The organism is Streptomyces sp. NBC_01689, assembly GCF_036250675.1.
Lineage (GTDB): Bacteria > Actinomycetota > Actinomycetes > Streptomycetales > Streptomycetaceae > Streptomyces.
The window spans coordinates 1,883,906-1,908,417 of record NZ_CP109592.1 but is presented as its reverse complement, the minus strand read 5'-3'; the positions used below and the strand labels follow the sequence as shown (position 1 = coordinate 1,908,417).

General features: G+C 73.8%; 22 protein-coding genes and 1 pseudogene. 11 read left to right on the top strand and 12 right to left on the bottom strand.

Annotated elements, in window-relative coordinates:
• Nucleotides 1–51 precede the first annotated feature (51 nt).
• Nucleotides 52–777 carry a DUF2470 domain-containing protein gene (locus OG776_RS08190; RefSeq protein ID WP_148011349.1) on the top strand — a complete coding sequence of 242 codons (726 nt, stop codon included), beginning with the start codon at nt 52–54 and terminating at the stop codon, nt 775–777.
• Here the strand turns inward: OG776_RS08190 and OG776_RS08185 are convergent.
• From OG776_RS08185 to OG776_RS08170, 4 genes are all read right to left on the bottom strand, one after another.
• Nucleotides 745–1,998, bottom strand: coding sequence for a lactonase family protein (locus OG776_RS08185; protein WP_329319802.1), 1,254 nt, complete (start codon nt 1,996–1,998; stop codon nt 745–747). The two genes, OG776_RS08190 and OG776_RS08185, sit on opposite strands and share 33 nt — an antisense overlap.
• A 113-nt stretch (nt 1,999–2,111) precedes the next feature.
• Nucleotides 2,112–3,158, bottom strand: coding sequence for a hypothetical protein (locus tag OG776_RS08180; RefSeq protein ID WP_148011277.1), 1,047 nt, complete (start codon nt 3,156–3,158; stop codon nt 2,112–2,114).
• A gap of 52 nt (nt 3,159–3,210) precedes the next feature.
• On the bottom strand, nt 3,211–4,476 hold the full coding sequence (locus OG776_RS08175) for an FUSC family protein (protein ID WP_329319799.1): 1,266 nt from the start codon (nt 4,474–4,476) through the stop codon (nt 3,211–3,213).
• 302 nt (nt 4,477–4,778) lie between these two features.
• On the bottom strand, nt 4,779–5,396 hold the full coding sequence (locus tag OG776_RS08170) for a CGNR zinc finger domain-containing protein (RefSeq protein ID WP_329319797.1): 618 nt from the start codon (nt 5,394–5,396) through the stop codon (nt 4,779–4,781).
• Between the two features lie 129 nt (nt 5,397–5,525).
• Between OG776_RS08170 and OG776_RS08165 the strand changes: the two genes are divergently transcribed.
• On the top strand, nt 5,526–6,527 hold the full coding sequence (locus tag OG776_RS08165) for a quinone oxidoreductase family protein (protein ID WP_329319795.1): 1,002 nt from the start codon (nt 5,526–5,528) through the stop codon (nt 6,525–6,527).
• Nucleotides 6,528–6,578: 51 nt separating this feature from the next.
• Here OG776_RS08165 and OG776_RS08160 read toward each other — a convergent pair whose 3' ends face one another.
• Nucleotides 6,579–7,154: a TetR/AcrR family transcriptional regulator gene (locus OG776_RS08160; RefSeq protein ID WP_315986970.1), complete on the bottom strand. Its 576-nt coding sequence runs from the start codon at nt 7,152–7,154 to the stop codon at nt 6,579–6,581.
• A 122-nt stretch (nt 7,155–7,276) separates the two neighbouring features.
• On the opposite strand from OG776_RS08160, the gene OG776_RS08155 reads away from it, so the two are divergent.
• Nucleotides 7,277–8,167 carry an NAD-dependent epimerase/dehydratase family protein gene (locus OG776_RS08155; protein ID WP_329319792.1) on the top strand — a complete coding sequence of 297 codons (891 nt, stop codon included), beginning with the start codon at nt 7,277–7,279 and terminating at the stop codon, nt 8,165–8,167.
• Here OG776_RS08155 and OG776_RS08150 read toward each other — a convergent pair.
• A complete protein-coding gene (locus tag OG776_RS08150; RefSeq protein ID WP_148014907.1) occupies nt 8,070–8,345 on the bottom strand; it encodes a hypothetical protein in 276 nt (91 codons plus the stop codon). The genes OG776_RS08155 and OG776_RS08150 overlap by 98 nt on opposite strands.
• Before the next feature lie 89 nt (nt 8,346–8,434).
• Entirely contained in the window at nt 8,435–9,205 is a 771-nt protein-coding gene (locus tag OG776_RS08145; RefSeq protein ID WP_187286133.1) for a TNT domain-containing protein, read from the bottom strand.
• Between the two features lie 546 nt (nt 9,206–9,751).
• On the opposite strand from OG776_RS08145, the pseudogene OG776_RS08140 reads away from it, so the two are divergent.
• Nucleotides 9,752–10,480, top strand: a pseudogene (locus OG776_RS08140) (reductase); the annotation flags it as partial.
• Between the two features lie 110 nt (nt 10,481–10,590).
• On the opposite strand, the gene OG776_RS08135 reads toward OG776_RS08140, so the two are convergent.
• The 4 genes from OG776_RS08135 to OG776_RS08120 are packed head-to-tail and all read right to left on the bottom strand — an operon-like array spanning nt 10,591 to nt 14,652.
• On the bottom strand, nt 10,591–11,403 hold the full coding sequence (locus tag OG776_RS08135; RefSeq protein WP_148014905.1) for an ABC transporter ATP-binding protein: 813 nt from the start codon (nt 11,401–11,403) through the stop codon (nt 10,591–10,593).
• Entirely contained in the window at nt 11,400–12,554 is a 1,155-nt protein-coding gene (locus OG776_RS08130) for a FecCD family ABC transporter permease (protein WP_148014904.1), read from the bottom strand. The genes OG776_RS08135 and OG776_RS08130 overlap by 4 nt, the downstream gene beginning before the upstream one ends.
• Nucleotides 12,551–13,561, bottom strand: a complete 1,011-nt coding sequence (locus tag OG776_RS08125; protein WP_148014903.1) for a FecCD family ABC transporter permease — start codon at nt 13,559–13,561, stop codon at nt 12,551–12,553. The genes OG776_RS08130 and OG776_RS08125 overlap by 4 nt, the downstream gene beginning before the upstream one ends.
• A gap of 35 nt (nt 13,562–13,596) precedes the next feature.
• Entirely contained in the window at nt 13,597–14,652 is a 1,056-nt protein-coding gene (locus OG776_RS08120; RefSeq protein ID WP_148014902.1) for an ABC transporter substrate-binding protein, read from the bottom strand.
• Between the two features lie 247 nt (nt 14,653–14,899).
• On the opposite strand from OG776_RS08120, the gene OG776_RS08115 reads away from it, so the two are divergent.
• Nucleotides 14,900–15,442, top strand: a complete 543-nt coding sequence (locus OG776_RS08115) for a TIGR00730 family Rossman fold protein (protein ID WP_148014911.1) — start codon at nt 14,900–14,902, stop codon at nt 15,440–15,442.
• 26 nt (nt 15,443–15,468) lie between these two features.
• On the opposite strand, the gene pdxR is transcribed toward OG776_RS08115, so the two are convergent.
• Nucleotides 15,469–16,908, bottom strand: coding sequence for a MocR-like pyridoxine biosynthesis transcription factor PdxR (gene pdxR, locus OG776_RS08110; RefSeq protein ID WP_148014901.1), 1,440 nt, complete (start codon nt 16,906–16,908; stop codon nt 15,469–15,471).
• A gap of 253 nt (nt 16,909–17,161) precedes the next feature.
• Here pdxR and OG776_RS08105 point away from each other — a divergent pair, with 253 nt between their 5' ends.
• From OG776_RS08105 to OG776_RS08080, 6 genes are all read left to right on the top strand, one after another.
• Nucleotides 17,162–18,304, top strand: a complete 1,143-nt coding sequence (locus OG776_RS08105) for an MIP/aquaporin family protein (RefSeq protein ID WP_329319785.1) — start codon at nt 17,162–17,164, stop codon at nt 18,302–18,304.
• Nucleotides 18,301–19,173 (top strand): NAD-dependent epimerase/dehydratase family protein, encoded by an 873-nt coding sequence (locus OG776_RS08100; protein WP_329319783.1) that lies wholly within the window; start codon nt 18,301–18,303, stop codon nt 19,171–19,173. Before OG776_RS08105 ends, OG776_RS08100 begins: the two co-directional genes overlap by 4 nt.
• A gap of 1,046 nt (nt 19,174–20,219) precedes the next feature.
• Nucleotides 20,220–21,212, top strand: coding sequence for a L,D-transpeptidase (locus OG776_RS08095; RefSeq protein ID WP_148011956.1), 993 nt, complete (start codon nt 20,220–20,222; stop codon nt 21,210–21,212).
• 376 nt (nt 21,213–21,588) lie between these two features.
• Complete coding sequence (locus OG776_RS08090) at nt 21,589–22,248, top strand: hypothetical protein (RefSeq protein WP_148011955.1); 660 nt, start codon at nt 21,589–21,591, stop codon at nt 22,246–22,248.
• Between the two features lie 5 nt (nt 22,249–22,253).
• A complete protein-coding gene (locus OG776_RS08085; protein WP_222723838.1) occupies nt 22,254–22,907 on the top strand; it encodes a DUF5987 family protein in 654 nt (217 codons plus the stop codon).
• Nucleotides 22,904–24,493: a GMC family oxidoreductase N-terminal domain-containing protein gene (locus OG776_RS08080; protein ID WP_148011954.1), complete on the top strand. Its 1,590-nt coding sequence runs from the start codon at nt 22,904–22,906 to the stop codon at nt 24,491–24,493. Before OG776_RS08085 ends, OG776_RS08080 begins: the two co-directional genes overlap by 4 nt.
• The last annotated feature ends 19 nt before the right edge of the window (nt 24,494–24,512 follow it).

The following is a 24,512-nucleotide window of genomic DNA, read 5'->3' as shown; positions in this document are numbered from 1 at the left end:
TTCGGTAGGTTAGGCAAGGCTTACCTAATGGAGGTTGGGATGGGTGACCGAATGGGTGACCGTCATGTCTGGACGGCCGCGCCCGCCGTGGCCGAGCGCGCCCGCTCGGTGCTCGCCGCGGCTTGGTCCTGCGCCGTGACCGCCGAGGGCGGCCGGGAGGAACTCGTCGGCGCGCACTCCGTCACCACGGACGGCAGGGTCCTGCTGCAGGTACCGGACGACAGCGCGCTGCTCGCCGCCGCCGTCTGCGCTCCCCGCGGTGAGCCGCAGGCGGTCCTGGAGTTCGCGGACGTCGCGCCCGTTCCGGTACGCCGCCGGATCCGCACCCGCCTCTGGATGGCCGGCTGGTTCGCGGTGCGGGCGGGGCGCCCCGAGTTCCGGGCCTCGCGTGTCGTGCTGCGCGACGCGTCCGGCGCCGTCGTGGTCGGTCTCGACGAGTTCGCCGCCGCCTCCTCCGATCCGCTGGCCACGGCCGAGGCCGCCCTGCTCACCCACCTCGCCGACGCGCACCCCGACGCCGTCGAGCGGCTGACCCGTCTCGTCGAGCCCGAGAGCCTGCACGGCGCGGTCCGTGTCCAGCCGCTCGCCGTCGACCGGCACGGACTGACCCTGCGCATCGAGCGGGTACGTGGCGACGGCGACGTGCGCCTGCCCTTCCGCGCGCCCGCCGACGACGTCTCCCAGCTCACCGAACGGATGCACGTACTGCTCACGCAGGCGAGCACGGCCGCCCGCCCGCGCGCCCTACAGCGGCAGCGCGCAGACGGCGACGGGTGACGCGAACGGCTTGCCCGCGAGCTTGAGATCACCGTTCGCGCCGTCGACATGGAAGACGCTGACCGTGCCGGAGCGCTGGTTCGCCGCGAACAGCAGCCGCTCGTCCGGGGAGAAGGCGATCTGGCGCGGGAAGTCGCCGCCGGCCGGCACCGTGTCGAGGAGCCTCAGCCGCGCGCCGTCCGCCTCGACCGCGTACCGCGTCAGACAGTCGGCACCGCGATTGGCCAGATAGGCGTACGCGCCGTCCGACGTCACCAGGAACTGCGCCGGGTAGTTGGTGCCGGTTCCCGTGCCCGTCGACTGCGGCTTCCCCGGGGTGAGCCGCCCGCTCTTCCCGTCGTACCCGCAGACCACGACCGTGTTGTCCACCTCGTTGGCGAGATAGGCGAAGCGGCCGCCGGGATGGAAGGTGAGGTGGCGCGGGCCCGCGCCCGGACGGGTGTGCGCCTGGGAGACCTCGGCGAGTGTCCCCTCGGAGGTGTCCAGGCGGTAGGTGTAGACGGTGTCGGTGCCGAGGTCGACGGCGAGGACATGGCTGCCGTCCGGGCCGGTGAGGAACTGGTGGGCGTGCGGCCCCTGTTGGCCGGGGCCGGGAGCCGGGCGGGTGTGCGTGACCAGGGCCGTGCGCTCGCCGAGCGCGCCGGAGGCGCCGATGGGGTGCACGGCGACACTGCCCGAGCCGTAGTTGGCGCTCAGAAGCCAGCGTCCGCTCGGGTGCACGGACAGATGGCAGGGGCCCGAGCCTCCGGTGCTGCGGGTGCCGAGCACCTTGTGGTCCGCGAGCCGCACGGCGGTCACCCGGCCCGCGGGCCGCTCGTCGACGGCGTACAGGGTGCGGCCGTCCGGGTGCACGGCGAGGTACGAGGGGTCGGCGACGCCGGTCACCGTGCCGGTCCCCTCGACGGCGCCCGTCGCGGGGTCGTACGTGGCCAGTCCGATGCCCTTCCCGCCGCCCTCGACCGAGGTGTACGTGCCGATGAACAGCGGGCGGGCGGCGGGGGCCGGCGTGCGGCGCGCGGATTCCTCCCCGGCGGGGGAGGCCGGCCCGCCGGTCGGGGGCGAGCCGACGGACGGCGCCGTCGCGGCGTCCGCGGGCTCGGCGCGCGGCGCCGCCGGAGCGGGCAGCGCCGTCGCCGCGACGGCTCCCGCCAGCGCCCCGACGAACCGGCGCCTGCTCCAGCCGCCGCCCGTGCCGCGTGCCGCTTCTGCACCACTGTTCATGCCTGCACCTCGGGTGTCGGTCGCCTCAGCCGTGACACCCACCATGGCCCGCCGCCCCCGCGCGGCGCAAAGACAGAGCCGGACGGGATGCGGGACCCGACACGCGCCGATTCCTACCAGTCACCGTCCGTGACCGGTTTGCCCGGTGCGTCCCCGAGCTGGACCACCTGGTCCGGCGAGGGTGTCTGCCAGGGCTCGTGGTCGGCGCCGAGCCACTCGCCGACGGGCTGCACCGCGCCGAGTGTGCCGGTGGGGGCCACGTCCACGGCGTCCTGGTCGTAGTACTCGAACCAGGGCAGCCCGGCGCGGGTGTAGGCCGCGCGGTCCACCGGTGACGGCGGCGGATCCTCGCCCGTGACGCGCCGCCACTCGGGAGGCGTCACGAGGTGGACGAACACCCGTCCGGCCGGGTGTTCGGCCCAGGCGCCGAGGGGCCGGTCCGAGCGGTAGATCTCCTGGCGCATCGAGCCGCCGACCCCGAGCCCCATGGCCGGCGCGTTTCCCGACCGGGGCGCGGCGGCGGGAGCGGCCATGGGGGCCGGCAGGGCGCCGGGCGCCGGGGGAGGAGCCCCGTAGCCGGCCAGGGTCCCCGCCGACCGGGCGGCCTCGGCCCTTCGACGCTCCTGTTCGCGCCACCGCGCGAGCTCCGGCGCACGGAGCGGGAACGACTGCAGCTGGATGCCACCCCACACCTCCTCGCCGGTCACCTGCCCCTCGACCGTGGCCCCCAGCCCGAGGGGCACGGCCACGAACTGGCGGACCTTCCCCTTGCCGGAATTGATGCCGTCCAGCCAGGGCTGCCGCGGCAGCACCACGTGATTCTGCGGGCTCAGGGACAGCCGCGGGCTCCACGGCTCGCCCGAGATCGCGCACACCTTGCCCACCCCGACCTGCAGCGCGGCCGGTTCCGCCGAACCCGCGAAGCTGAGCCACATGGCCTCGCGCAGATAGACCGGCAGCATCACCCCGCCGCGCGCACGCCACTCGGCGGGCACCGTGTCCGCATGGTCCTCGACGCGGCGCAGCGGGAACTCCCCGAGGCCGGGCGGCAGTCCGTGCGTCCCCGTCTCGGGCAGCCGCAGCGTCCGCATGAAACGGATCCGCACCCCGCCCGGCAGCAGCAGCGAGTTCTCCTCGATCCGCACGGTGTCCTCGGTCATCCGAGCTCCCCCTCGTCGTCGGCGCCGCGTCCCCCGGAGTGGCGCGGGCTTCTCAGGGAGAACGCCGCGAGCCCGCCGGACGGTTCCGGCTCCGGCTCCGGCGCGGCAGCGGGACGCGCAGGCGCGCGCGGAGCCGGGTGAGCTGCGGGCGGCGCTCGCGCTGTTCACGCGCCCCGCGGTCGAGTTCCTCCATCAGACGCCGCGAGCGGTGCTCCGTGTCGAGCTCGTCCAGGATGCGGTTGACCTCGGTGAGGACGGCACCGTGCAGCTGCCACTGACGGGCGTCGCGCTGGACCCCTTCGAGCAGCAGCTGGGCGAGTTTGTCGCGGGTCGCCGACGCCGTGGCCAGCTCCGCGGCGAGCCGGGTCTCGGCCGACTCGGCGTTCTGGCTGACGTCCGTGGTCACCAGGACGGCGAAGCTGACCACGGCGTCGGCGACCTCGCTCAGCAGCTGCTCAAGTACGGCGCCGACCTGCGGCTCGAACAGGGGCTCGGGATCGCGCTCCTTGGCGAGGTCGGTGAGGGTGCGGGCGAGCACCCGCAGCACCACCGTGCAGATCTCCAGCGTGTCGAGTCCGGTGCGCAGCACGATCCGGTGCAGCAGGCCTTCGCGGACGCGCGGATTGAGCTTCAGACTGTCCTCGGCCTGCCGGAGCGCCGCGTCCACCCCGACGATGTCGTGGTCCAGGCGCCGTGCCTCGTGCAGCCGGGCGGTGGCGTGCGCCACGGGGGTGCGGCCCGCCGCCTCCTCTCCCATGCGCAGCATCAACTGGCGTACGCGCCGCGCCAGGTCCTCGATGGACTGGCCCGCCGCCCCGACCCAGACCGGCGGAGCGAACAGCAGATTGCAGCCGAGGCCGACCACCGCGCCGATCACCGTCTCCAGGACCCTGGCCCAGGCCGTGTCCCCGACCCTGGTCACGCCGAGGACGAGCATGGCGCTGATCGCCACCTCGGGCACGAACTCGCTGACCCGGACCAGATGGCCGACGGCCAGTGAGGCGAGGATGAGGAGCGCCAGGCTCCACCAGGTCAGGCCCACGAGCAGACTGAAGCCGATGGCGACGACGACACCGGCCACCACGGAGTTCACCCGGCGGATGCCGGTGGTGAGGGTGGAGTAGAGCGTGACCTGTACGACGAGGAGCGCGGTGAGCGGGGCCGTGAGCGGCGCGGGCTCGGGGCTGAGCCGGACCGCGATCACATACGCGATGCTCGCCGCCGCGGCCGACCGCACGGACTGGACGACCACGGGTTCCTGGTGCCACTTCCGGAACTGTGGTCCCACCAGGTCCCACACACCACGTACGTCTCGCATCCTTGGCCTTTTCCCCTTTCGCTGCTGTACCGAACGTGCGGATCGAGGACCATAACTGTCCGCAACGAAGCGAAATTTGTCGTGGTCGGGTCCCTGCCCTGATCTGCCCGGACGTACCCCCGGCGGCGCGCCGTCCCCGGCGCGCGGGTGTCAGGGGCGTGCCGGTCCGTGGGTCCGCCGCCACGGAGGTCTCACGGGGGTCTCTCCTTCGCGGGGGCGCCCCTTCACCGTACGGGGACGGGCCGCCGTCCGGCGGGTGGGCGCGGATGCGGTGAGACGTGGATGAGGTGGGACGTGGACGCTCAGCGGGTGGACGCGGTGCGGCCGCGCGCACGGTAGCCCGCCACCTTGGCGAGGTTGCCGCAGCGGTCCATGGAACACCAGCGGCGCCGGCGGGCCTGTGAGTCGTCGAGGAAGAGCAGGGAGCAGGTGGGGTTCTCGCACTCCTTGACCCTCCCGAGCAGAGGGCCGCTGATCAGGAGGACGGCGTCCCTCGCCACGGTGGCCAGTGCCGCGGGGCCGGGACGGGCGGCCGTCCAGCGCAGGGCCGGGCCGGAGGCGCCGTCGTGGGGCTCGGCGAACTGGGGCGCGAGGTCGGGCAGGGCCGCGGCCTCGTTCACCCGCGCGACGTCGGCGGGGTCAGGGGCGGCCTCGCGCAGCGCGGCGTGGACGAGGCGGTGGACGGCCTCGCGCAGCGCGCGGGCGCGGACGAGGTCGGCCTCGCCGATCCGTACCGGCCCGTCGTCCGCTCCCGTGCCCAGGCCCGCCTCGGTGATCCAGCGGGCGAGTGATTCGGGGTCCGGGAGCCGCTCGAGCGGCTCGGTGTGCCGTTTGCCGAGCGTGGCGACGAAGTTCAGGGCGGGGCGGCCGCCGATGAAGGGGAACGCCGTCTGCGGATCGGGGGCGGGGGCTGCGGGCATGGTCCCGAGTCTAGCGCCTTGACACCTGTTCATGAGGTGTCGCAAAGTGACACCACTTCAACCGGTGTCAGTGAACGCGCCCGTCCGGCGCGAGGTGCTCCGGTGCGTCTTCGAGGGAGCGGATGCGGTATGCGCGCGGTGCGGATCGACGAGTTCGGCGGGCCCGAGGTGCTGGTTCCGGTGGAGGTGCCGGACCCGGTGGCGGGCCCCGGTCAGGTGCTGGTACGGGTCGCGGCCGCCGGCGTGAACCGGGCGGACGCGCTCGTACGGGCCGGGGTCTACCACCGGGCGGGCCGTCCGCCGCTGATTCCGGGTGTCGAGGCGTCCGGCGTCGTGGTGGCCGTGGGGGAGGGGGTGACCGGGGTCGGCGTCGGGCAGCGGGTCATGGCCCTGGACGGGGTGAACGCCCCGGGTTTCTATGCCGAGTTGGTCGTCGTCCCGGCCGAGCGGGTGACCGTGCTGCCGGCGGGCGTCGAGCTGACGCAGGCCGCGACACTGCCCGTGGCCTGGCTGTCCGCCTGGTACTGCCTGCTCCGGCTGGCGAAGGTGACCGAGGGGGAGACGGTGCTGGTGAAGGCCGCGGCGAGCGGGGTGGGGACCGCGGCGGTGCAGATCGCGGCCGGTGCGGGTGCCCGTGTCATCGCGTCGGCCGGTTCACCGGAGAAGACCGCCTGGGCGGCGGGGTTCGGCGCCCAGGAGATCCTGGACACCTCCGCGCACCCCGACGACGCCGAGGTCGACGAGGTGCTGCGGCTGACCGGGGGGCGCGGTGCGGACATCGTCCTCGACGCCGTGGGCGGCCCCGCCTTCGGGCGGAGCCTGCGCGAGGTCGGCCACGGCGGACGGGTGGTCGCCCTCGCCAACGTGGCGCTGGAGCCGAGCGTCGTCGACACCCGTGACTTCTACCCGAAGAACGCGTCCGTCCTCGGCTTCCAGCTCACCAACCTGCAGATCCACGGCTACGACCCCCGCGCGGACCTGCGGGAACTCGCTGAGCGGGTCGCGGCGGGCCGGTACCGGGTGCCGGTGGAGGCGGTGTTCCCCCTGGAGCGGGCACGGGACGCGCACGAGCGCCTGGAGCGCCGGGAGCACCGCGGCAAGATCGTGCTCACCGTGCGGGACGGGATGTGAGTGCGGGCGGAAGCGGGTGAGGGGCGGAGGGGACCCGTCGTCCGGTGAGGGTCAGGGAGTCTCCGCCGGGCGGCTGCGGAGCCCGTCGGCCACGAGGTCGAGGATCCGCGCCGCCCGTGCCTGGCTGCCCTCCCCCGGCGGGATCCGCCACAACACGCTGAGCTGCAGGAGCACGTCCTCCGGGTCGGTCCCCGGCTTCAGAGTGCCCTCGGCGGCGCCCGCGTCGAGCAGGGCGGTGATGGCTCCGAGGAAGGGTTCGTAGTGCTCGTCGTCGAGACCGCCGTTCGTCGCCGCGTGGATGACCTCGGCCACGCCGTACTTGAGCTGCCCGTAGCGGGCGACCTCGTCGAACCAGCCGCGCAGGGCCACGAGCGGGGGGCGCGAGCCCGCCAGGGTGTGGGCGAGGTCGATGAGCTTCTGGATCTCCTGGTGGTAGAGCTCGACGACGAGGGCCTCCCGGGTCGGGAAGTGCCGGTACAGGGTGCCGACCCCCACCCCGGCCTGCTTGGCGATGGACGTCATGGAGGCGCTGGTGGACGCCGAGAGCGCCTCGGTGGCGGCGGCCAGGATGCGCGCCCGGTTGCCGAGGGCGTCGGAACGTGTCGGCTTCGGTGGCAGCGAGTTCACGGGTGTCGGTGGTCCGTTCAGTGCGGATTGCGAAACGGAAGGGCTTCCGGTACGTTCGTGACCGTAACGGAGGGGCTTCCGTTTCATTTTCCCACACCCGTCCGACGAAGGGGAGAACGGCCATGGCCGAAGTGGTTCTGGTGACCGGCGGCAGCGGCTACATCGCGGGCTGGTGCATCGCCGAGCTGCTGCGCGGCGGCTACGAGGTGCGCACCACCGTCCGGGACGAGGCGAAGAAGCGGGCCGTCCTCGACGCGGTGTCGAGCGTCGTCGACCCGGCGGGACGGCTGCGCTTCGCGACGGCCGACCTGACGGCGGACGAGGGCTGGGACGCCGCCGTCAAGGGCGTCGACCGGGTACTGCACGTGGCGTCCCCGCTCGGCGCCGCCGCCCCCGGCGACCCGGACGCGGTCATCGCCCCGGCCCGCGACGGCGCGCTGCGGGTGCTGCGGGCGGCGACCGGGGCCGGGGTCCGGCGTGTCGTGATGACCTCCGCGGCCAACGCCGCGAGCCCGTCGTCCTACGCCACGGAGGGCGTGACCGACGAGACGCTGTGGACCGACCCCGACGACCCCACGCTGATCCCCTACCGCCGCGCGAAGACGCTCGCGGAGCGGGCCGCGTGGGACTTCATGGCCGGTCACACCGGCCCGACCGAACTGACCACCGTGCTCCCCGGCGCCGTGTTCGGGCCCGTCCTCACGGCGGCCACCACCGGTTCCGTCGGCATCGTCGCGCGCATGGTCTCCGGCGCCATGGCGGGCATCCCGCGGATCGGGCTGGAGGAGTACGGGGCCGGGGAGCGCCCGGGCGCCGGTGGGCGCGAGTCCGTGGGCGCGGGACCGAGGTCCCCGGTCCGTGACCGGTGCACCGGGGCGGGTGCCCGGTGGTCCGAGGCGGGTGAGCGGTCGTGGCTCATCCCGCCGTGCCGTGCGGCCGATCGGGCTCGGGGGCCGGTGCCTCGTCGACGAGGCGGTCGTAGAGCCATTCGCACGCCCGGGTCTCGTCGGTGAACCGTTCGAAGACATCCCGCCGTCCCCGCTCGTGGACGCCGACCAGCCACTCGCCGTCGTGTTCCTCCAGGAAGTAGCGGTCCGCCGCGCGGTGTTCACCGGGGCAGTCCGGGATCTCGTAGTAGCCGGACGGAACTCCGGCGGCCCGCAGGGCCCGGCACAGCATGAACCGGTCCATGACGTCGGTCCTTTCTCAGGGCCGAAGCCGGGCCCGGAGATGACCGGGCCCGGCTTCAGCGGGATCCTGCGTGGTCGCGGAGAGCGGGACTACCTGTTGATCCGCACCAGGGTGCCGTTCCGCACCAGGTCACCCACGGTGGTGCGCGGGATGTCCGGGCAGAACTGACTGGACGTCACGAACTGGGTGCCCAGGCCCGGCTGCTCGAACCCGGGGGCCGTCTTTCCGGCGCACACCGTGACCGGCTTGGCCACCTTGTACACGTGGTAGTCGTACGGGTAGCGCGGGTCCATGGTGTTGAGGCTCGACGGCGGGATCGAGCGCTTGCCGTACGTGGTGCCCAGCGGGGCGAGGAACCGGCCCGCCTCGCCGCCGAACCGGTCCAGCTTCAGTCCCTTGCGGAGCGTGTAGGGAGCGGCGAGCACCGTCTGGTTCCGGTGCGTGTAGCCGTCGTCCGGCGGGTAACGCCAGTCGCCCTGGCCCGAGTCGGCGGCCGGGTCCCACCAACGGTCCAGGAACCGCACGGCCGTGAGACCGCCGAGCCGGTCGTAACGGTGGAGGATCCTCCCCAGCTCTCCCCGCGTCGGCAGCCGCTTGGGGCCGAGCCGCCAGTCACCGCAGAAGAAGTACGGGCGCAGCGCCGGCGCGATGGGCGCGGGCACCAGCCCCCTGCACGCCCGCGGCTGGACGGGCCCGCCGAGCCCGGACAGCAGTCGCGCGGACGAATCCGCCGCCGACGACGCCGGGTCGACGGGCCAGGCGTGCGCCGCGGCACCCGGACGGCCACCGTCCCTGTCCGCGGGGGCCGCGGACGACGAGACGGAAGCGCCCAGAACCAGGGAGCCGGCCAGGCCTCCCACCGCCGCCAGGCTCGCACACCGATGTGACGATCTCACCAAACCTCCTGCGGGAACGTGTGTCCGGAGCATGCCGCCGCGCACCCTGCCAGGGCGTCGTGGGGCGACCGGAATGTCGGGACTCACACAAGCCAAAGGGGACCGACCGAGCGAGAGGACGTGCCGGAACGCGTCCGAACGGGTCCGGGCTTCATCCCGTTGCCTCACCTGGGCGGTCCCGGGCGGTCCCGGGCGGGGACAGGACGGGACCGGCCGATGCCCCGCGCCGCGGCTCAGGGCGCGGGGACGGCGGTGGGCGGCCACACTCCCGGCGCCCAGCACGCCCAGCACGCCGAGCGCGTAGGCGCGGGCGACCGGTTCCGTACGGGTCGGCCGCTCCCCACCGCTCGGACAGGCGCCGGAGACGGTAGGTGACGCCGTCAGGCCCGTCTCCCGGGCGGCGCGCGCGGTGGCGGCACCCCGGCGAGCAGCTGCAGCACCCGTGTCTCGGCCGTGGAGGCGCGTTGCTCGGGCGGCCGGCACGTCCCCGCGCGCGCCCGGCACCCGTACGGCCACCACCGCACGGTGCTCCCCGTCGACGACCCGGCCCTCGTGGCACGGATCGTCACCGCCCTCGGTCTCGACCCCGACGCGCTCCTCGACATCGGGGCCGGCCGTGCCCGCCGCGACGGCTCGGCAGTGGACCGGCCGGTGACGGCGCGTCATCTGCTGTCCCATCAGGTCGAGTTGCAGACCCGCCCGACCGCCCGCCAGCTCTCCGCGCTCGCCGCCGCCGACCCGTGTCCACCGGAGAGCGCGGCCCTCGCCGCCGCGGCGGCCGTCGACGGGACCCCGGCGGCCGACCCGCGCACCCTGGTCGAGACGATCGAGGGGCACCCCGCGCTGCCCGGCGCGCTCGACCGGCCCGCGCTGCTCGACCTGTTCACCCCGCCGCGCCCCCGCTCGTACTCGATCTCCTCCTATCTGCACGCCGACGAACTCCGGGCCGCCGAGGCCGCCGGAGCGGTGTCCCTGCGCCCGGCCTTCAGCGCGGTCGCCGCCGCGGGCACCGGATTCGTGCAGCACCGGATCGCCGCCGAGGCGGACGAGGTGTGGGGCCCGCTGGAGTCCGGAGCCCGGGTGTACGTGTGCGGCGACGGTTCGCGCACTGCCCCCGGCGTACGGAGCGCCTTCCGCACGCTGCACGCGGACCGGGTCCCCGGCGGGGACCCGCTACGGTGGCTCGACCGCCTGATCGCCGACGGGCGGTACGTCGAGGACGTGTACGCGGCCGGGTAGACGGGTCGCCCGGTGGGCCCGCGCCCACACCCGCGCCCGGTTCGCCGGACGGTGCGGTGAGCGGCCGACAGGGGGCCGTACGGGCCGTGGTGCGCGGCCCGGGCCGGCGGTCAGCGCGGTCCCGCCTCCCACACCCGGGCGGGGACGACGAGCGGGCCGCCGGTGACCGGGTCGGGGACGACGACACAGGAGAGACCGAAGACGTCCTGGACCAGTTCGGCGGTGACGACCTCGGCCGGCGGGCCCTGCGCGACGATCCGGCCCGCCTTCATGGCGACGAGGTGATCGGCGTACCGGGCGGCCTGGTTGAGGTCGTGGAGGACGGCGACGACGGTACGGCCGCGCTCGTGGTTGAGCCGGCGGACGAGATCGAGGACCTCCACCTGGTGCGCGATGTCCAGGTACGTCGTGGGCTCGTCGAGGAGCAGCAGGTCCGTGTCCTGGGCCAGGGCCAGGGCGATCCACACCCGTTGCCGCTGGCCGCCGGAGAGTTCGTCGACCGGCCGGTCGCGGAGGTCGGCCGTGTCGGTACGCTCCAGCGCGTCCGTGACGACGCGTTCGTCGGCCTCGGACCACTGCTGCCACCACTTCTGGTGCGGCTGGCGCCCCCGGGCGACGAGGTCGGCGACGGTGATGCCGTCCGGCGGGGTCGGGGACTGCGGCAGGACCCCGATGGTCCGGGCGATCTGCCGGGCGGGGACCCGGGCGAGCTCGGCCCCGTCCAGCAGGACGGAGCCCCCACGCGGTTTCAGGAGACGGCCCAACGCCCGCAGGACCGTGGACTTGCCGCAGGCGTTCGGACCGACGACGACCGTGACCTCGCCGTCGGGTATCTCCAGGTCCAGCCCCTCGACGACGGTGCGTTGCTCGTAGGCGAGCGTCAGGTCGTGTGCCGACAGGCGGCTGACGGGCGGGCTGCTCATGAGGAGATGCCTCCGGTACGGCTGCGGGTGCGGACGATGAGCCACATCAGGTACGGGGCGCCCACCGCGGCGGTGAGAACGCCGACCGGCAGCTCGATCGGGGAGAACAGGCGGCGGGCCAGCAGGTCCGCGACCACGACGACCAGCGCGCCGGTCAACGCCGAGGAGAGCAGCGGGGTCTGCGCGGTGCGGGTCAGCCGGCGCGCGATCTGCGGGGCGAGCAGGGCGACGAAGTCGACCGGTCCCGCGGCGCCGGTCGCCACCGACGCGAGGACGACACCGAGCGCGGTCAGACCGAGACGTACCCGGTCCGGACGCATGCCGAGCGCGGTGGCGGTGTCGTCGTCGAAGGCCGCGCCGCGCTGGGCGCGCGCCGCCCACAACGCCACCGGGACCGCGGCCAGCAGGACGAGCGCGAGGGGGCGTGCCTCCTCGTACCCACGGCCGTTGAGGGAGCCGGTCAGCCACACCTTGGCCTGCTGGGCCACCAGATAGTCGCCCTTGGTGAGGAACAGCTGCGTCAGCGAGCCGAGTGCGACGGACACACCGATGCCGACCAGCACGAAGCGTGCGGAGTTCAGCCCGCTCCGCCACGCGAAGGCGTACACCAGCACGGCCGCCGCGAGGCCGCCGGTGACGGAGACGTACGGCAGGAATCCGTGGCCGACCGCGTCGAAGCTCATCGCGGCGACCGTCGCCGCGCCCGCGCCGTGCGTGACACCGATGACGTCGGGGCTGGCCAGCGGATTGCGCGCGACGGTCTGCACCAGCGCCCCGGCGACGCCGAACGCGGCCCCCGCCAGCAGCCCGACGACCAGTCGGGGCAGGCGCAGCGTGCCCACCACGAGTTCGTCGGGGCTCGGGCGGCCGGACAGCACGCGGACGACCTCCCCGGGTGCGACGAAGGACTCGCCGACGCACAGAGAGGCCACCACCGCGCAGGCGAGCAGTGCCGCGAGCGCCGTCGCGACGACGACCGCTCTGCGGTGCACGAGGAAGCTGGCGCGTCCCACGCGCAGGACCGTGTGCCCGGCCGGACGCACGGCGGCCCGCCGGACGGCCGCCCCGGCTCCGCCGGTGCTGCCGGTGGTGCTCGTGCCGGGGGTGGTGTTCGTGTCGTTCGTGTCGTTCGTACGGCTCAGGGAGGTCATGCGGGCACCACCGCGCGGCGCCGTACGAGCGCGATCAGGAACGGCACGCCGATCAGGGCGGTCATGACGGCCACCGGTACCTCCGAGGGCGGGAAGACGATGCGGCCGATCACGTCCGAGCCGAGGATCATCACCGGACCGAGGAGCGCGGCCACCGGCAGCACCCAGCGGTGGGCGGTGCCGACCAGTGCGCGCGCGAGGTGCGGAACGGCGAGGCCGGTGAAGGCGATCGGGCCGACGGCGGCCACCGCCGCGCCCGTCAGCACGGTCGCCCCCAGCGCGCCGAGCGCGCGCAGCAGACCGACGTTGTGGCCAAGTCCCTTGGCGGCGTCGTCGCCGAGCGCGAGGGCGTCGAGGCCCCGCGCCGTGGCCGCGACCAGCACCAGACCGCCCAGCAGGAACGGCCAGATCTGGCCGATGACCTCGGTGCCGCGACCGCTGAGCGAACCGACCTGCCAGAAGCGGAACTCGTCCAGGGCGCGGGCGTCGGTGGTGGCGATCCCGGAGACGAGCGAGGCGAGGAAGGCGTTCATGGCGGCGCCCGCGAGCGCGAGTTTGACGGGCGTGGCGCCGCCCCGGCCGCCGCCGGCGACGGCGTGGACGCCCACGGCCGCCAGGGCCGCGCCCGCGAAGGCGAACCACACATAGCCGTCGAGCGTGTGGACGCCGCAGAACGCGATCGCGCACACCACGCCCACCGACGCGCCCTGGCTGACACCGAGGATGCCCGGTTCGGCGATGGGGTTGCGGGTGACGCCCTGCATCACGGTTCCGGCGAGCGCGAGCGCGGCGCCGGCCAGTACACCGATGACCGTGCGGGGCACCCGCAACGACCGCACCACCTGGGCGTCGTCGCCGGTGCCGCCGTGCAGCAGGGCCTGGATCACCTCGCCCGGTGCGATCTGCCGGCTGCCCACGGCGAGGCTCAGCAGGACGGCGGCCAGCAGCATCGCCGTGCAGGCCAGCAGCACGCCGGCCCGGCGACGGGTGGGGTCGGGTGGCGACATGCGCCGCGCTCGCTCTCTGTTCTCGGGCTCTGTGCTCAGGCCGTCAGGTACTTCTGGAGGTCGTCGAGCACCGCGTTCGCGGCGGTGACGCCGAGCCCCAGGTACCAGGTCTCGTCCGGTACGTCGTGGGCGTGGCCGTCCTTGACCGCCTTGAGGTTCTTCCACAGCGGGTTGGCCTGGGCCTTGCTCTTGTCGGTGGCCTTGGCGTCGCCGTAGACACCGGTGAAGATCCAGTCCGCGTCGGCCTGGTCGATGTTCTCAGGGCTGATCTCGGCGGCCAGGTCCTCGATGTCCTGGTTCTTCGGGCGCGGGATGCCGACGTCCTTCAGGATCGTGCCGATGAACGAGTCGTTGGCGTAGAGCCGGATGACGCCGTCGGGCAGGTAACGGACCATCGACACGGTCGGCTTGTGGGCGCCGAGCTTCTCGCCGAGGGCCTTCGCGCGCTGCTCGTAGGCGGCGAGGTTCGCCTTGGCCCGCGCGGTCCGGTCCAGCGCGGCGGCGTTGAGGAGGTAGTTCTCCTTCCACGTGAAGCCGGGGCGGATCGAGAAGACGGTCGGCGCGATCTTCGACAGCTCGTCGTAGGAGTTGGCCGCGCGCAGCCGGCTGCCGAGGATCAGGTCCGGCTTGAGCGCCGCGATCGCCTCCAGGTTGAGGCTGTTGATGGTGCCGATGTTCTTCGGCCGGCCGGCGTTCTTCAGGTACGACGGCAGCTCGGGCGAGCCCTCGGTCGGGGCCAGGCCGACCGGCTTCACACCGAGGGAGACAACGTTATCGAGCTCGCCGACGTCCAGCACGACCACCCGCTTGGGCTGCGCCGGGATCTCGGTGCTGCCCATCGCGTGCTTGATGGTGCGCGGCCACTGGCCGGCCGCGGCGTCGGTGCCGAGCGCGGCCGTCTTCTCCGCGGCGTCCGCGAAGTCCTTGCCGCCCTTCGCCACCGACTTCGAGTCCTTCGCGCCCGACCCGGCCTGCGTGGCGGAGCCGCCCTCCTTCCCGTTCGCGGAGGAATCGCTGCCGCACGCCGCGAGCGACAGTGCGGCGGCGACGGCGAGAGCGACGGCGGCTGTGCCGCGGCGCCGAAGAGACATGGGACGGGCTCCTAGCTGTGGTTCACCTTTGAAGTATTAGGCGAGCCTAACCTTATGAGAAACCTGTGCGCGAGACGCAAGCGGGGTCGGCGAGCCGGGTCGGCGGCCCCGGGGCGGCCACCGGCCGGCGCGCCCCACCGCGCTGCACGCGAGAGCGGATTGGTTCCGTCCGCGACCCGTGAATTGGCCCCCGCGCCCGGTGTGCGCGGTGCGTAGGGTCGGGATCATGACCGCCACTGCCGCCACGATGAACGTCTGTGTCTTCCTCTCCGCCGCGGATCTCGACGAGCGCTACACCCGCCCGGCCCGCGAACTCGCGGAACTGCTCGGCAAGGGCGGTCACACCCTGGTGTGGGGCGGATCGGACACCGGTCTGATGAAGGTCGTCGCCGACGGGGTGCGGCAGGCCGGAGGACGCCTGGTGGGGGTCTCGGTCGCCTTTCTGCGTGAGTGGGCCCGGCGGGACGCCGACGAGATGGTCTTCGCCGACGACCTCGCGGAGCGCAAGGCCCTGCTGCTCGCCCGCGCGGACGCGGTGGTCGTGATGGCGGGCGGCCTGGGCACGCTGGACGAGGTGACCGAGATCCTGGAACTGAGGAAGCACGGCCTGCACGACAAGCCGGTGGTGCTGCTGAACACGGCCGGGTTCTACGAAGGCCTGACCCTCCAGCTCCGCCGGATGGAGGCGGAGGGGTTCCTGCCGGTGCCCCTGAGCGGGCTGTACTTCGTCGCCGACGAGGCCGCGGACGCCTTCGCCCGCCTGGAGGAGTGTTTCGCCGCACCGCGCTGAGCGGGCGGGGCGCTCCCGCCCCGTGCCTACGGCATCACCTCGCACAGGATGTCCAGTGCGCGCTTCCACGCACTGTCCGAGGGGGCGGCGTAGTTCACCACGAGCGCGTCCTGCCGGGGGAGTCGCCGGCCGGATTCCGGTGTCTCGTACCGGAATTCCGCGAGGCCGCTGACCGCGAGGCCCCGTCGCGCCGCCTCCTGGGTCACCGACTGCTCGGTCCCGTCGGGGAGTTCGAGGACGGCCTGCAGTCCGGCGGCCATGCCCTTCACACGGACGTGGGGCGCACGGTGGGCCAGGGCCGTGACCAGCTGCTCGCGGCGACGCCGGTAGTGCAGGCGCATCGCGCGCACATGACGGTCGTACGCGCCCGAGGTCAGGAAGTCCGCGAGGGTCAGCTGTTCGAGCGCGCTCGACATGTAGTCGCCGTATCCCTTGGCCGCGACGATCTCCGGGACCAGCTCCTCGGGCAGGACCATCCAGCCCAGCCGCACCCCGGGCGCGAGCGACTTGCTCGCCGAGCCGAAGTACACCACCCGCTCGGGGTCGAGCCCCTGTACGGCGCCCACCGGCTGGCGGTCGTACCTGAACTCCCCGTCGTAGTCGTCCTCCAGGATCAGACCGCCGGTGCGCCGTGCCCATGCGACGGCCGCCGTCCGTCGGTCCGGGCGCAGCGCGACCCCGGTCGGGTACTGGTGGGCGGGGGTCATCAGCACCGCGCCGACGTCCGCCAGCCGCTCCAGGCCGTCGGTGCGTGCGCCGTGCTCGTCGACGTGGACGGGCAGGGTGCGCAGACCGGCCTCGGTCAGCAGGTCCCGGTAGAGATCGAGTCCGTACGACTCGACGGCCACGGTGCGCACCTGACGCTCCCTCAGTACCGTCGCCATCAGGGCGAGTCCGTGATGGAAGCCGGAGCAGACGGCGATCCGCTCCGGCTCGGCGTACACCCCGCGCGCCCGCGCCAGATAGTCCGCCAGGGCGGTGCGCAGGGGCATCTGGCCGAGGGGGTCGCCGTAGCCGAAGGCGTCGTTCGGTGCCGCCGTCAGGGCTCGGCGGGCGGCGGTGAGCCACTGGGCGCGGGGGAAGTTCGCGAGGTCCGGCGAACCCGGCCGCATGACGTAGGCCGGACGCTCGGAGGCCCGCCGTGCACGGGCGGCGGGCGACCGCCCGCCGCCGGCCCGGGCCCGCTCCGCCACCCGGGTTCCCGAGCCCTGCCGCGCGGTGAGCCAGCCCTCCGCGACGAGTTCGGCGTAGGCGTCGGTGACGGTGTTGCGGGAGACGCCGAGATCGGTGGCGAGCGAGCGGGACGGGGGCAGCCGGGTGCCGGGTGCCAGCCGCCCCGTCCGCACGGCGTCCCGGAGAGCGCTCGTGAGCCCGGCGCGCAGCCCGGGGCCGCGCAGTTCCAGATGGAGGTCGGCGCCGGCGGCCGCAGGTGGGTCGCTCCCTGGATTGGTCTGGGAATCTGTCACAGAAGTGGACCCTACGTCAGAGCCACTGGATGCATAGCGTGGTAGTCATGAAACACGATGAAGCGCATGAGAAGCATGGCAATGGCAGTGAAAGCGGCATCTTTCACAAACGGGACGGTTGCCGTCCTTCTCGCGAGCCGGTGCCGGTGCCGGTGCCGGAGTCGGAGTCGGAGTCGGCGTTCGGGTCCGTGGCCGGGGCGGAGGCGTGGACGGACCGGGCGGACCTCCTGCCACGCGCGCTGCGGAGACCATGATGCGTTCCGTCCGTGTTCTCACGGTTCTCACGCGCCGGCTGTGGCCGTCCCGTGCCGTCGACGAGTTCGTGCTCTCCACCGTCCTGCTGTTCCTCGCGGTGACGGTCGTACGGTGGCTGCGCGACCCGGGTTCCGCACTCCGTGTCGCGGACCCCGACGTCGCGATCGTCGTGATCGCCGCCCTCGGCGGAACCGTCCTCACCGCGCTCATCCTCAGCCCGCCGGGCAGGCGCAGCGGGGGACACATGAACCCGGCCGTGACGGTCTCCCTGTGGCTGATGGGCGTCTTCCCGGGACGCGGCGTCCTGCCCTACGTGCTCGCCCAACTCGCGGGCTCCGCCGCGGGGACGGGGCTGGCGCGACTGGTGTGGGGACGCCCGGTGAGCGGCCCTGGCGTCGGCTGGGCCGCGCTCGGGCCCGGACCCGGCTGGCAGCCCCCGGCCGTCCTGCTCGCCGAGGTGGGCGGTATGGCGGCCATCGTCCTGGCCGTGGGATTCGTCCTGGCGCACGACCGCCTCGCCCGCCTGCTGCCCTACGCCGTCGGACTCTCCGTCGCGCTGGTGATCGCGCTGCTCGGTACCCGCAGCGGGGGCTCGGTCAATCCGGCCCGGCAACTCGGTCCCGCGCTGCTGGCCGGGCACACCGAGGACCTGTGGATCTACTTGCTGGCGCCGATCCTGGGGGCCGCGCTCGGCGCCGGACTGGACCGCATCCTCGGCCGCCTGCCGGGCCGGCGCCGGCTTCCGGCGGCCGCGCCGCGGACGGCGGGTGTGCCGAGGACGGCGGGTGTGCCGAGGACGGCGGGTGTGCCGAGGACGGCGGGTGTGCCGAGGACGGCGGGTGTGCCGAGGACGGCGGGTGTGCCGAGGACGGTGAGCGCGCCGCGGACGGCGGAGGGTGCGGACGGGTCGTACGAGAGCAATGGCCCCGTCCTCGTCGCGGCGGCACCCGCCGTTCTTCGCGTGTCGTCCGGGGAGGCCGCGCCGCTGTCGTCGGTCCCCTGCCCGCCTTCCTCCTGCGCGGGCGTGGCTCCCTCGAACGCCCCCCTCGTCCCCCGTGTCCTCGCCGTCCCCGGCTCGCCCGTCCCCGTGACATCCGTGCGGACGGCAACCTCCACGACCGAAAGGACTGATCTTCCATGAACATCCTCATCGCCGGTGCGACCGGCGCGGTGGGCCGCCTCCTCGTGCCCCTGCTGCTGAAGGAAGGACACCAGGTCACCGGTGTCTCCCGTACTCCCGAAGGTGCCGAGCGCGTACGACGGCAGGGCGCGTCGGCCGTCCAGGCGGACGCGTTCGACAGGGAGGGGCTGCGACGGGTGATGGCCGCGACCGCTCCGGACGCGGTGATCCACCAGCTCACCGCCCTCTCGGACGCCGACGGGGAGACGACCGACCGGTTGCGCCGTGAGGGCACCCGCAATCTCGTCGACGCCGCCAGGTCCGCGGGAGTGGAGCGGTTCGTGGCGCAGTCGATCGCCTGGGCGTACGTGCCGGGGGAGACCCCGGCGGAGGAGAGCGAACCGCTGGACCTCGGGGCGCCCGGACCGCGCGGAGGGATGGTGGACGGGGCCCGGGTCCTGGAGGAGACGGTGGCGGAGATGAAGTCGGGTGTGTCCCTGCGCTACGGCATCCTCTACGGCCCGGGCACCTGGTACGCACCGGGCGGCGCCGTGGCCGCGGCCTTGGCCGGCGACCCGGACGCGCGTCTTCTCGCCCACCTGGAGGCGGATCGCTCGGTGACCTCCTTCGTCCACGTCGCCGATGCGGCCAGAGCCGCCGTCGCCGCCCTCGGCTGGCCGTCGGGGCCGGTGAACATCGTGGACGACGAGCCGGCGGAGGGCCGTGAGTGGCTACCGGTCCTGGCCGACGCCCTCGGCGTCCCCGCACCCGAGGCGCGCACCGGACGGCAGCGTGGAGCCCGGGGCGCCTCCAACGGACGGGCCCGCGCCCGGGGATGGGAGCCCGAGCACACGACGTGGCGGCAGGGCTTCGCCACGCAGGACGTCTGACGCGCGGGAGGCGGGGGGCTGGTTCGACCCGGCCGGCGGCCGGGTCGAACCAGCCCCTAAGCGGTCTCCCGCACAGCGCGGCCGGTCGTGCGCAGCTGCCGCAGGTAGGCGGCGGGTCCGGGGTGTGCCGCGTCCTCGGTGCAGTTCCGTACGGCCGTCCGGGTGCAGGCGGAGCGTGGTGGTCGCGGCCCGGGGCGGGGAGCCCGGCGGGTCCGGGACGGTGCCGGGGAGCGCGGCGGGGTCGAGGACGGGAACGTGGCCGGGGAACAGGGCGCGTGCCCGGGTCGCGGTCGGCGCCGGGGGCAGCCCGGTGCGGTTGGCGCTGCTCACGTACAGGACGGGGTGCTCGTCCAGGACGGGCCGCAGAGGGCTCCAGCGGGCGCCGAACAGCAGGGTCCACCCGTCGTGGGTCGCCGGGGCCGGCCAGTCGGGCGGTGTGTGGTCGTGGCGCAGCGGGGCCAGTACGGTGACGCGCTCCTCGGCCAGCAGCAGACGGGCGGATTCGGCGGCCCGCGGTGCCAGCCGGAGTGACCTCAGGACGAGCTCCGTGGTGCGTGGATGGTGGGTCCACAGGGCAACGGGTCGGTCGGCGGGGCGCCCCTTGGCCCGGTTGACCGCGTGCGCCGTGGTCGCGGTGATGACGAAGGTCAGGGGCGCGGGGTCGGGCAGTACGACGGCCCGGCCCAGGGACAGGCACGCGCGCACGGCGTCGACGCCGTCGGTGCGCGGCGCGGTCATCGCGGAGTCCGGCGCGGTGGGGACGGCCGGCCCGGCGGGGTGGTCAGCGCGGTCCGTCTCGTGGTCGCGGCGAGAGCCACGGCGGCGCCTCCTCGGGTCACGTCCGGACGCGGACGGTGAGCGGACCCGCCGGACCTGTCGAGCCGGCGGCCGCGTCCGTGAGCGAAAGGTACCCCTCCACACGAGACGCGTCGCCCACCGGGTTTTGAGACACGCTTTACGTGAAACCCGCAACTAGGACCCGCCCGTCGTTGTCTGACAGGGGGTGGGGCCCGGCAGGGTCATGGGGCGAGAGAGCGGAGCAGGTCGTGGGACGGCGCAAGAGTGGCATAGGGATCGCACTCCTGACGAGTGTGGTGCTGCTGGGCGCGAGCGCCTGCGGCGGGGGCGGGAGCGACAAGGCGGGCGGGGACGACGCGAAGGCGCCGGGCAAGGCGAGCACCAGTGCCTCGCCGTCACCGTCGCCGACGAAGCCCGCGGGCCCGCCGATGCTGCTGGACACCATCACACCGCAGACCGGCACCACGGTCGGTGTGGCCATGCCGATCTCGGTGGTCTTCACGAACCCGGTGGGGGCCAAGGCGCGGGCCACGGTCGAGAAGCACCTCAAGGTCAGCGCGTCGCAGCCGGTGGCCGGCGCCTGGCACTGGTTCGGCGACAGGCGCGCCGACTGGCGCCCGAAGGCGTACTGGCCCTCCGGGACGACGGTGCGGATCGACGCCGACATGAAGGGCGTCGCCAACGGCAACGGGCGTTACGGCGTGCGCAGTTACACGCACACCTTCAAGATCGGTGACGATGTGCGCGCCGATGTCTCGGTGACCGGCCACACCATGAAGGTGACCCGGAACGGCGCGGCGGTGCGCACCCTCTCGATCAACGCGGGCAGCGCCCAGTATCCGACGTGGAACGGCACGATGGCCGTCATCGACAAGCAGGAGAAGGTCCACATGACCTCCTGCAGCGTCGGCATCAGCTGCGACAAGGGCAGCCCCAACTACTACGACCTGACGCTGCCCTGGGACGTGCACCTCACCCAGTCCGGCACCTATGTGCACTATTCGACCGGCGACCCGAACCCGGGCAGCGGCAGTGCCCGCGGTTCGCACGGCTGCGTCCACCTGTCCCTCTCGGACGCCAAGTGGTTCTACGGCCAGGTGAAGCAGGGCGACCCCGTCACCATCACCGGCTCGCCGCGTGCCAAGGCGTCGGCCGACAACGGCTACGCCGGATTCAACCTGGGCTGGGACCAGTGGCTCGCGGGCAGCGCCTCCGGGGAGGGGACGACCGCGACGCTGTGACGCGCAGCGGAGGTACGACACCGGGTCCGCAGGGGAGACCGGCGGGCGGCACGGTGAAGCGGAAGGTGGGGCGGCGCGCCCGCGGGTGACGCGGAACGCGGGCGGCGCCGCCCGCGGGTGACGCGACGCGGGCGGCGCCGCACCCGCCCGGGGCGGGCCCCACCGGGGCGTCACCCGAGATCGGGAGACCAACTGCCCCAGCGCCTGGCTCAGTTGGCGGAAAATTTTTTGGAGGTTCAGTGGCTCAGTCACTGACCCACCTCTTGTACTGACCGGTAGGTCTGCCTCATCCTCGGTGTGCCGGCCGGGCCGCCGCGCGATGTGGCGGTGGCCGGTCCTGCGTGACGTCCACCGTGCTCCGCCTACGGGAGGTCTCGTGATTCCCCTGCGCCTTCGTGTCTCCGCAGCCGGCTGTGCGCTGCTGCTGGGAGCATCCGCGGTGCTGCTCGCGAGCGGCACCGCGTCAGCGGCACCGCCGAAACACACCGTCCGCGAGAGCCCGGTCCGGGAGGCCGCCCCCTCCGCGGGGGCCGCCGCATCGTCCACGGGCCCGTTCACCGAGCCGGGATTCGCCGCCGGCTGCACCTGGCACGCGTTCGGAGAGGGCGAACAGCCGCCGTGGTGGCTGATGTTCGCCGACCCGCTGTGCGTCGAGTACAGCAAGCGGGACATCACCGTCGACGACGGCGGAGCCCTGCGGTTCCTGCTGGCCGAACCCTCCCGGTTCGCCCTCGCCATGGTGACCTGCCACTACTACCAGAAGGACCACTGGAGCGTGCAGTCCACCCACGGCGCGACGCCGTGGGTCGCGTGGGACGGTCAGTACTGGTGGGACAAGGCCGCGGGCCGGGCCGGAGCCCGCCTGACGAACTTCCGCGTCGACGGACACACCGTGGGCGTCGGAGACGCGGTCACCGCCCTCGAACCGGTCTTCCCCGACGTCGCCCGCGCACTGAGCGACTACGGCCGGGCCGCCGGCGAGACCGGCCTGACCGTGTCCCTGCCCTACGACCTGCGCTGCGCACTGGGCGGGTGACCGCCATGGACGAGCCCGAGCGGAGAACCGTCCTCAAGGCGCTGGTCGCCACCCTCGCGGGACTGTCCACCGGCGCTCTGGAGACACCCGAGGCCGCCGCGTCCACCGCCTCCGAGAGCTGGACGACACAGACGCTCGAAGCGTTCGCCGACACCCTGATCCCCGGCGAGCGACGCTTCCCCGGCGACATGGTGGTCGCGGGGGCGGTCACCGGGCCCGGAGCGGTACAGGCCGGGGTGGTCGGCCTCCTCCAGTCGCCCCGGCTCCCGGTGGCGCCGCTGCTGCCGGCCATCGCCGCGCTGCTCGACGCCCGCGCCGTCGCCTACGCGGCCGTCCGCCTGATCTGGCTGTCGCCGGCGCGCCCGCCGTTCGTGGGCCTGCCGTTCTCCGACCGCACCGCCCTGGTCGCGGGCCTCTTCGACCCCGACGACCTGGACCGGCCCGTCTGGCAGGTGATGAGCCTGCTGGTGGGGCTGGCGTTCGACACCGCCGCACCGCAGGACACCGCCGAGGCACTCGCGCAGGGCCATCCCGGACTGACGTGGCTGCGCTTCCCCGAGCCCGGCCCGGACGGCCTCTGGCGCTTCCCAGACTTCTCGTACGGCCGCCCGCTGGCGGTCCTCCATCCGGACACGACCGCCTCCGGGAGCCCGGCATGACGGCGCAGACCACGGACGTCCTGGTGATCGGCAGCGGCTTCGGCGGCGCGATCCCGGCCTACTACCTCGCCGCGGGCGGGGCGCGTGTCACCGTGCTGGAGCGCGGACCGCGCGCCTCCGCCGCCGACTTCACCCAGTCGATGCGCCTGGGCACGTACAACAAGATCGTGGACGTGGTCCAGGGCGACGGCGTCGCGGTGGTCGCCGGCAACTGCGTCGGCGGCGGCAGCGTCGTCTACTTCGCCGCCTCGCTGCGCGCACCGTCGTTCGTCTTCGAACGGCACGGCGGCCTCGGTCGCCGGCTGTGGCCGGCCGCCCTGACCCGGGCCGCCCTCGACCCCTGGTACGACCGGGTCGAGGAGGCCCTGCCGGTCACCCGGACCGACTGGCCGGACGTGTCCTACGCGGGCGGGGTCCTGGCCGCCGCCTGCCACCGGGCCGGACACACCTGCAACCCCGTGCCGGTGGCGGTCGACACCAGCACCTGCACCAACTGCAACTGGATGCTCTCCGGCTGCCGTTTCGACGCCAAACGCTCCCTGCTGCTCAACTACCTGCCCGCGGCGGAGGCCCACGGCGCGGACATCCGCCCCCTGCACGAGGTCCAGACGGTCGTCCCGTCGCCGCTGTCCGGGTTCCGTTACGCCGTCGGCTACACCGTCCTGGATCCCGATGATTATGGCTGCACCGCACAGGCCGGCGTCATCCACGCCAAGGTCGTCGTTCTCGCCGCCGGCGCCGTGGGCACGCCCGTGATCCTCCGGCGGTCCGCGCCCTTCCTCGGGGGTGTCCCGGCCGCCGTGGGGCGTTACTTCTCGGGCAACGGGGACCGCGTCAGCGTCGCCGACGTCGACGAGCGCAAGGCGCGTTCACTGCTGGGGCTGTCCCGTCCGGACGGGACCGCGTACGAAGGACTGCCCGTGGGCCGGCCCATCACCGCCGCCACCTACGACCACCTCGACCCGGCCGCCCCGGAGTACAGCCGCTTCACCCTCCAGCAGATCTACTTCCCTCCCCTGACCAACCTGCTGGCCCAGTCCGGCGGTTCACCCGCCTGGTTCGGCGTCGGGAAGCGGGACATGCGGGCGCGGTGGCGGTCGTGGCTCACCCTGCTGGCGATGACCGAGGACGACAACGAAGGCACCTTCGGGGCGGTCCCGCCCACCGGCGGCTTCATCCGGCTGGCGCCGGGACTCGGACAGGGCACGATGACCTACCACCCGACGTCCCGCACCCGCCGGGCATGGGACCGGGCGGACACCGCGCTGCGGGACATCATGGAGAAGGACGGCCTGTCCCGGGTCCTCCCGTGGAGCGAGGACGTCGCCGACACCGTCACCGCCCATCCGCTCGGCTCGGCGCGGATCGGCGACGACCCCGCCACCAGCGCGCTCACCGACGGCAATGAACTGCGCGGCCACAGCGGTCTGTTCGTCACCGACGGCGCCGCCGTCCCGACCTCTCTCACCGTCAATCCGTCACTGACCATCGCGGCCCTCGCCGAGCGCGCGGTCGCCGGCATCGCGGGCCGTGCCGCCGACGCCGGGGTCGCTCTCCGCCGCGACGTTCCGCTCCCCGGCCGATGAGGGAGGCCTGGAACGCGAC

Coding starts and splice junctions, on each gene's coding strand:
- OG776_RS08190 (WP_148011349.1), top strand. CDS start 52: ATGGGTGACCGTCATGTCTGGACGGCCGCGCCCGCCGTGGCCGAGCGC.
- OG776_RS08165 (WP_329319795.1), top strand. CDS start 5,526: ATGCGCGCGGTGCGGATCGACGAGTTCGGCGGGCCCGAGGTGCTGGTT.
- OG776_RS08085 (WP_222723838.1), top strand. CDS start 22,254: ATGGACGAGCCCGAGCGGAGAACCGTCCTCAAGGCGCTGGTCGCCACC.
- OG776_RS08185 (WP_329319802.1), bottom strand. CDS start 1,998: ATGAACAGTGGTGCAGAAGCGGCACGCGGCACGGGCGGCGGCTGGAGC.
- OG776_RS08115 (WP_148014911.1), top strand. CDS start 14,900: ATGAACGTCTGTGTCTTCCTCTCCGCCGCGGATCTCGACGAGCGCTAC.
- OG776_RS08120 (WP_148014902.1), bottom strand. CDS start 14,652: ATGTCTCTTCGGCGCCGCGGCACAGCCGCCGTCGCTCTCGCCGTCGCC.
- OG776_RS08130 (WP_148014904.1), bottom strand. CDS start 12,554: ATGACCTCCCTGAGCCGTACGAACGACACGAACGACACGAACACCACC.
- OG776_RS08150 (WP_148014907.1), bottom strand. CDS start 8,345: ATGGACCGGTTCATGCTGTGCCGGGCCCTGCGGGCCGCCGGAGTTCCG.
- OG776_RS08155 (WP_329319792.1), top strand. CDS start 7,277: ATGGCCGAAGTGGTTCTGGTGACCGGCGGCAGCGGCTACATCGCGGGC.
- OG776_RS08175 (WP_329319799.1), bottom strand. CDS start 4,476: ATGCGAGACGTACGTGGTGTGTGGGACCTGGTGGGACCACAGTTCCGG.
- OG776_RS08105 (WP_329319785.1), top strand. CDS start 17,162: ATGCGTTCCGTCCGTGTTCTCACGGTTCTCACGCGCCGGCTGTGGCCG.
- OG776_RS08125 (WP_148014903.1), bottom strand. CDS start 13,561: ATGTCGCCACCCGACCCCACCCGTCGCCGGGCCGGCGTGCTGCTGGCC.
- OG776_RS08170 (WP_329319797.1), bottom strand. CDS start 5,396: ATGCCCGCAGCCCCCGCCCCCGATCCGCAGACGGCGTTCCCCTTCATC.
- OG776_RS08135 (WP_148014905.1), bottom strand. CDS start 11,403: ATGAGCAGCCCGCCCGTCAGCCGCCTGTCGGCACACGACCTGACGCTC.
- OG776_RS08180 (WP_148011277.1), bottom strand. CDS start 3,158: ATGACCGAGGACACCGTGCGGATCGAGGAGAACTCGCTGCTGCTGCCG.
- OG776_RS08080 (WP_148011954.1), top strand. CDS start 22,904: ATGACGGCGCAGACCACGGACGTCCTGGTGATCGGCAGCGGCTTCGGC.
- OG776_RS08100 (WP_329319783.1), top strand. CDS start 18,301: ATGAACATCCTCATCGCCGGTGCGACCGGCGCGGTGGGCCGCCTCCTC.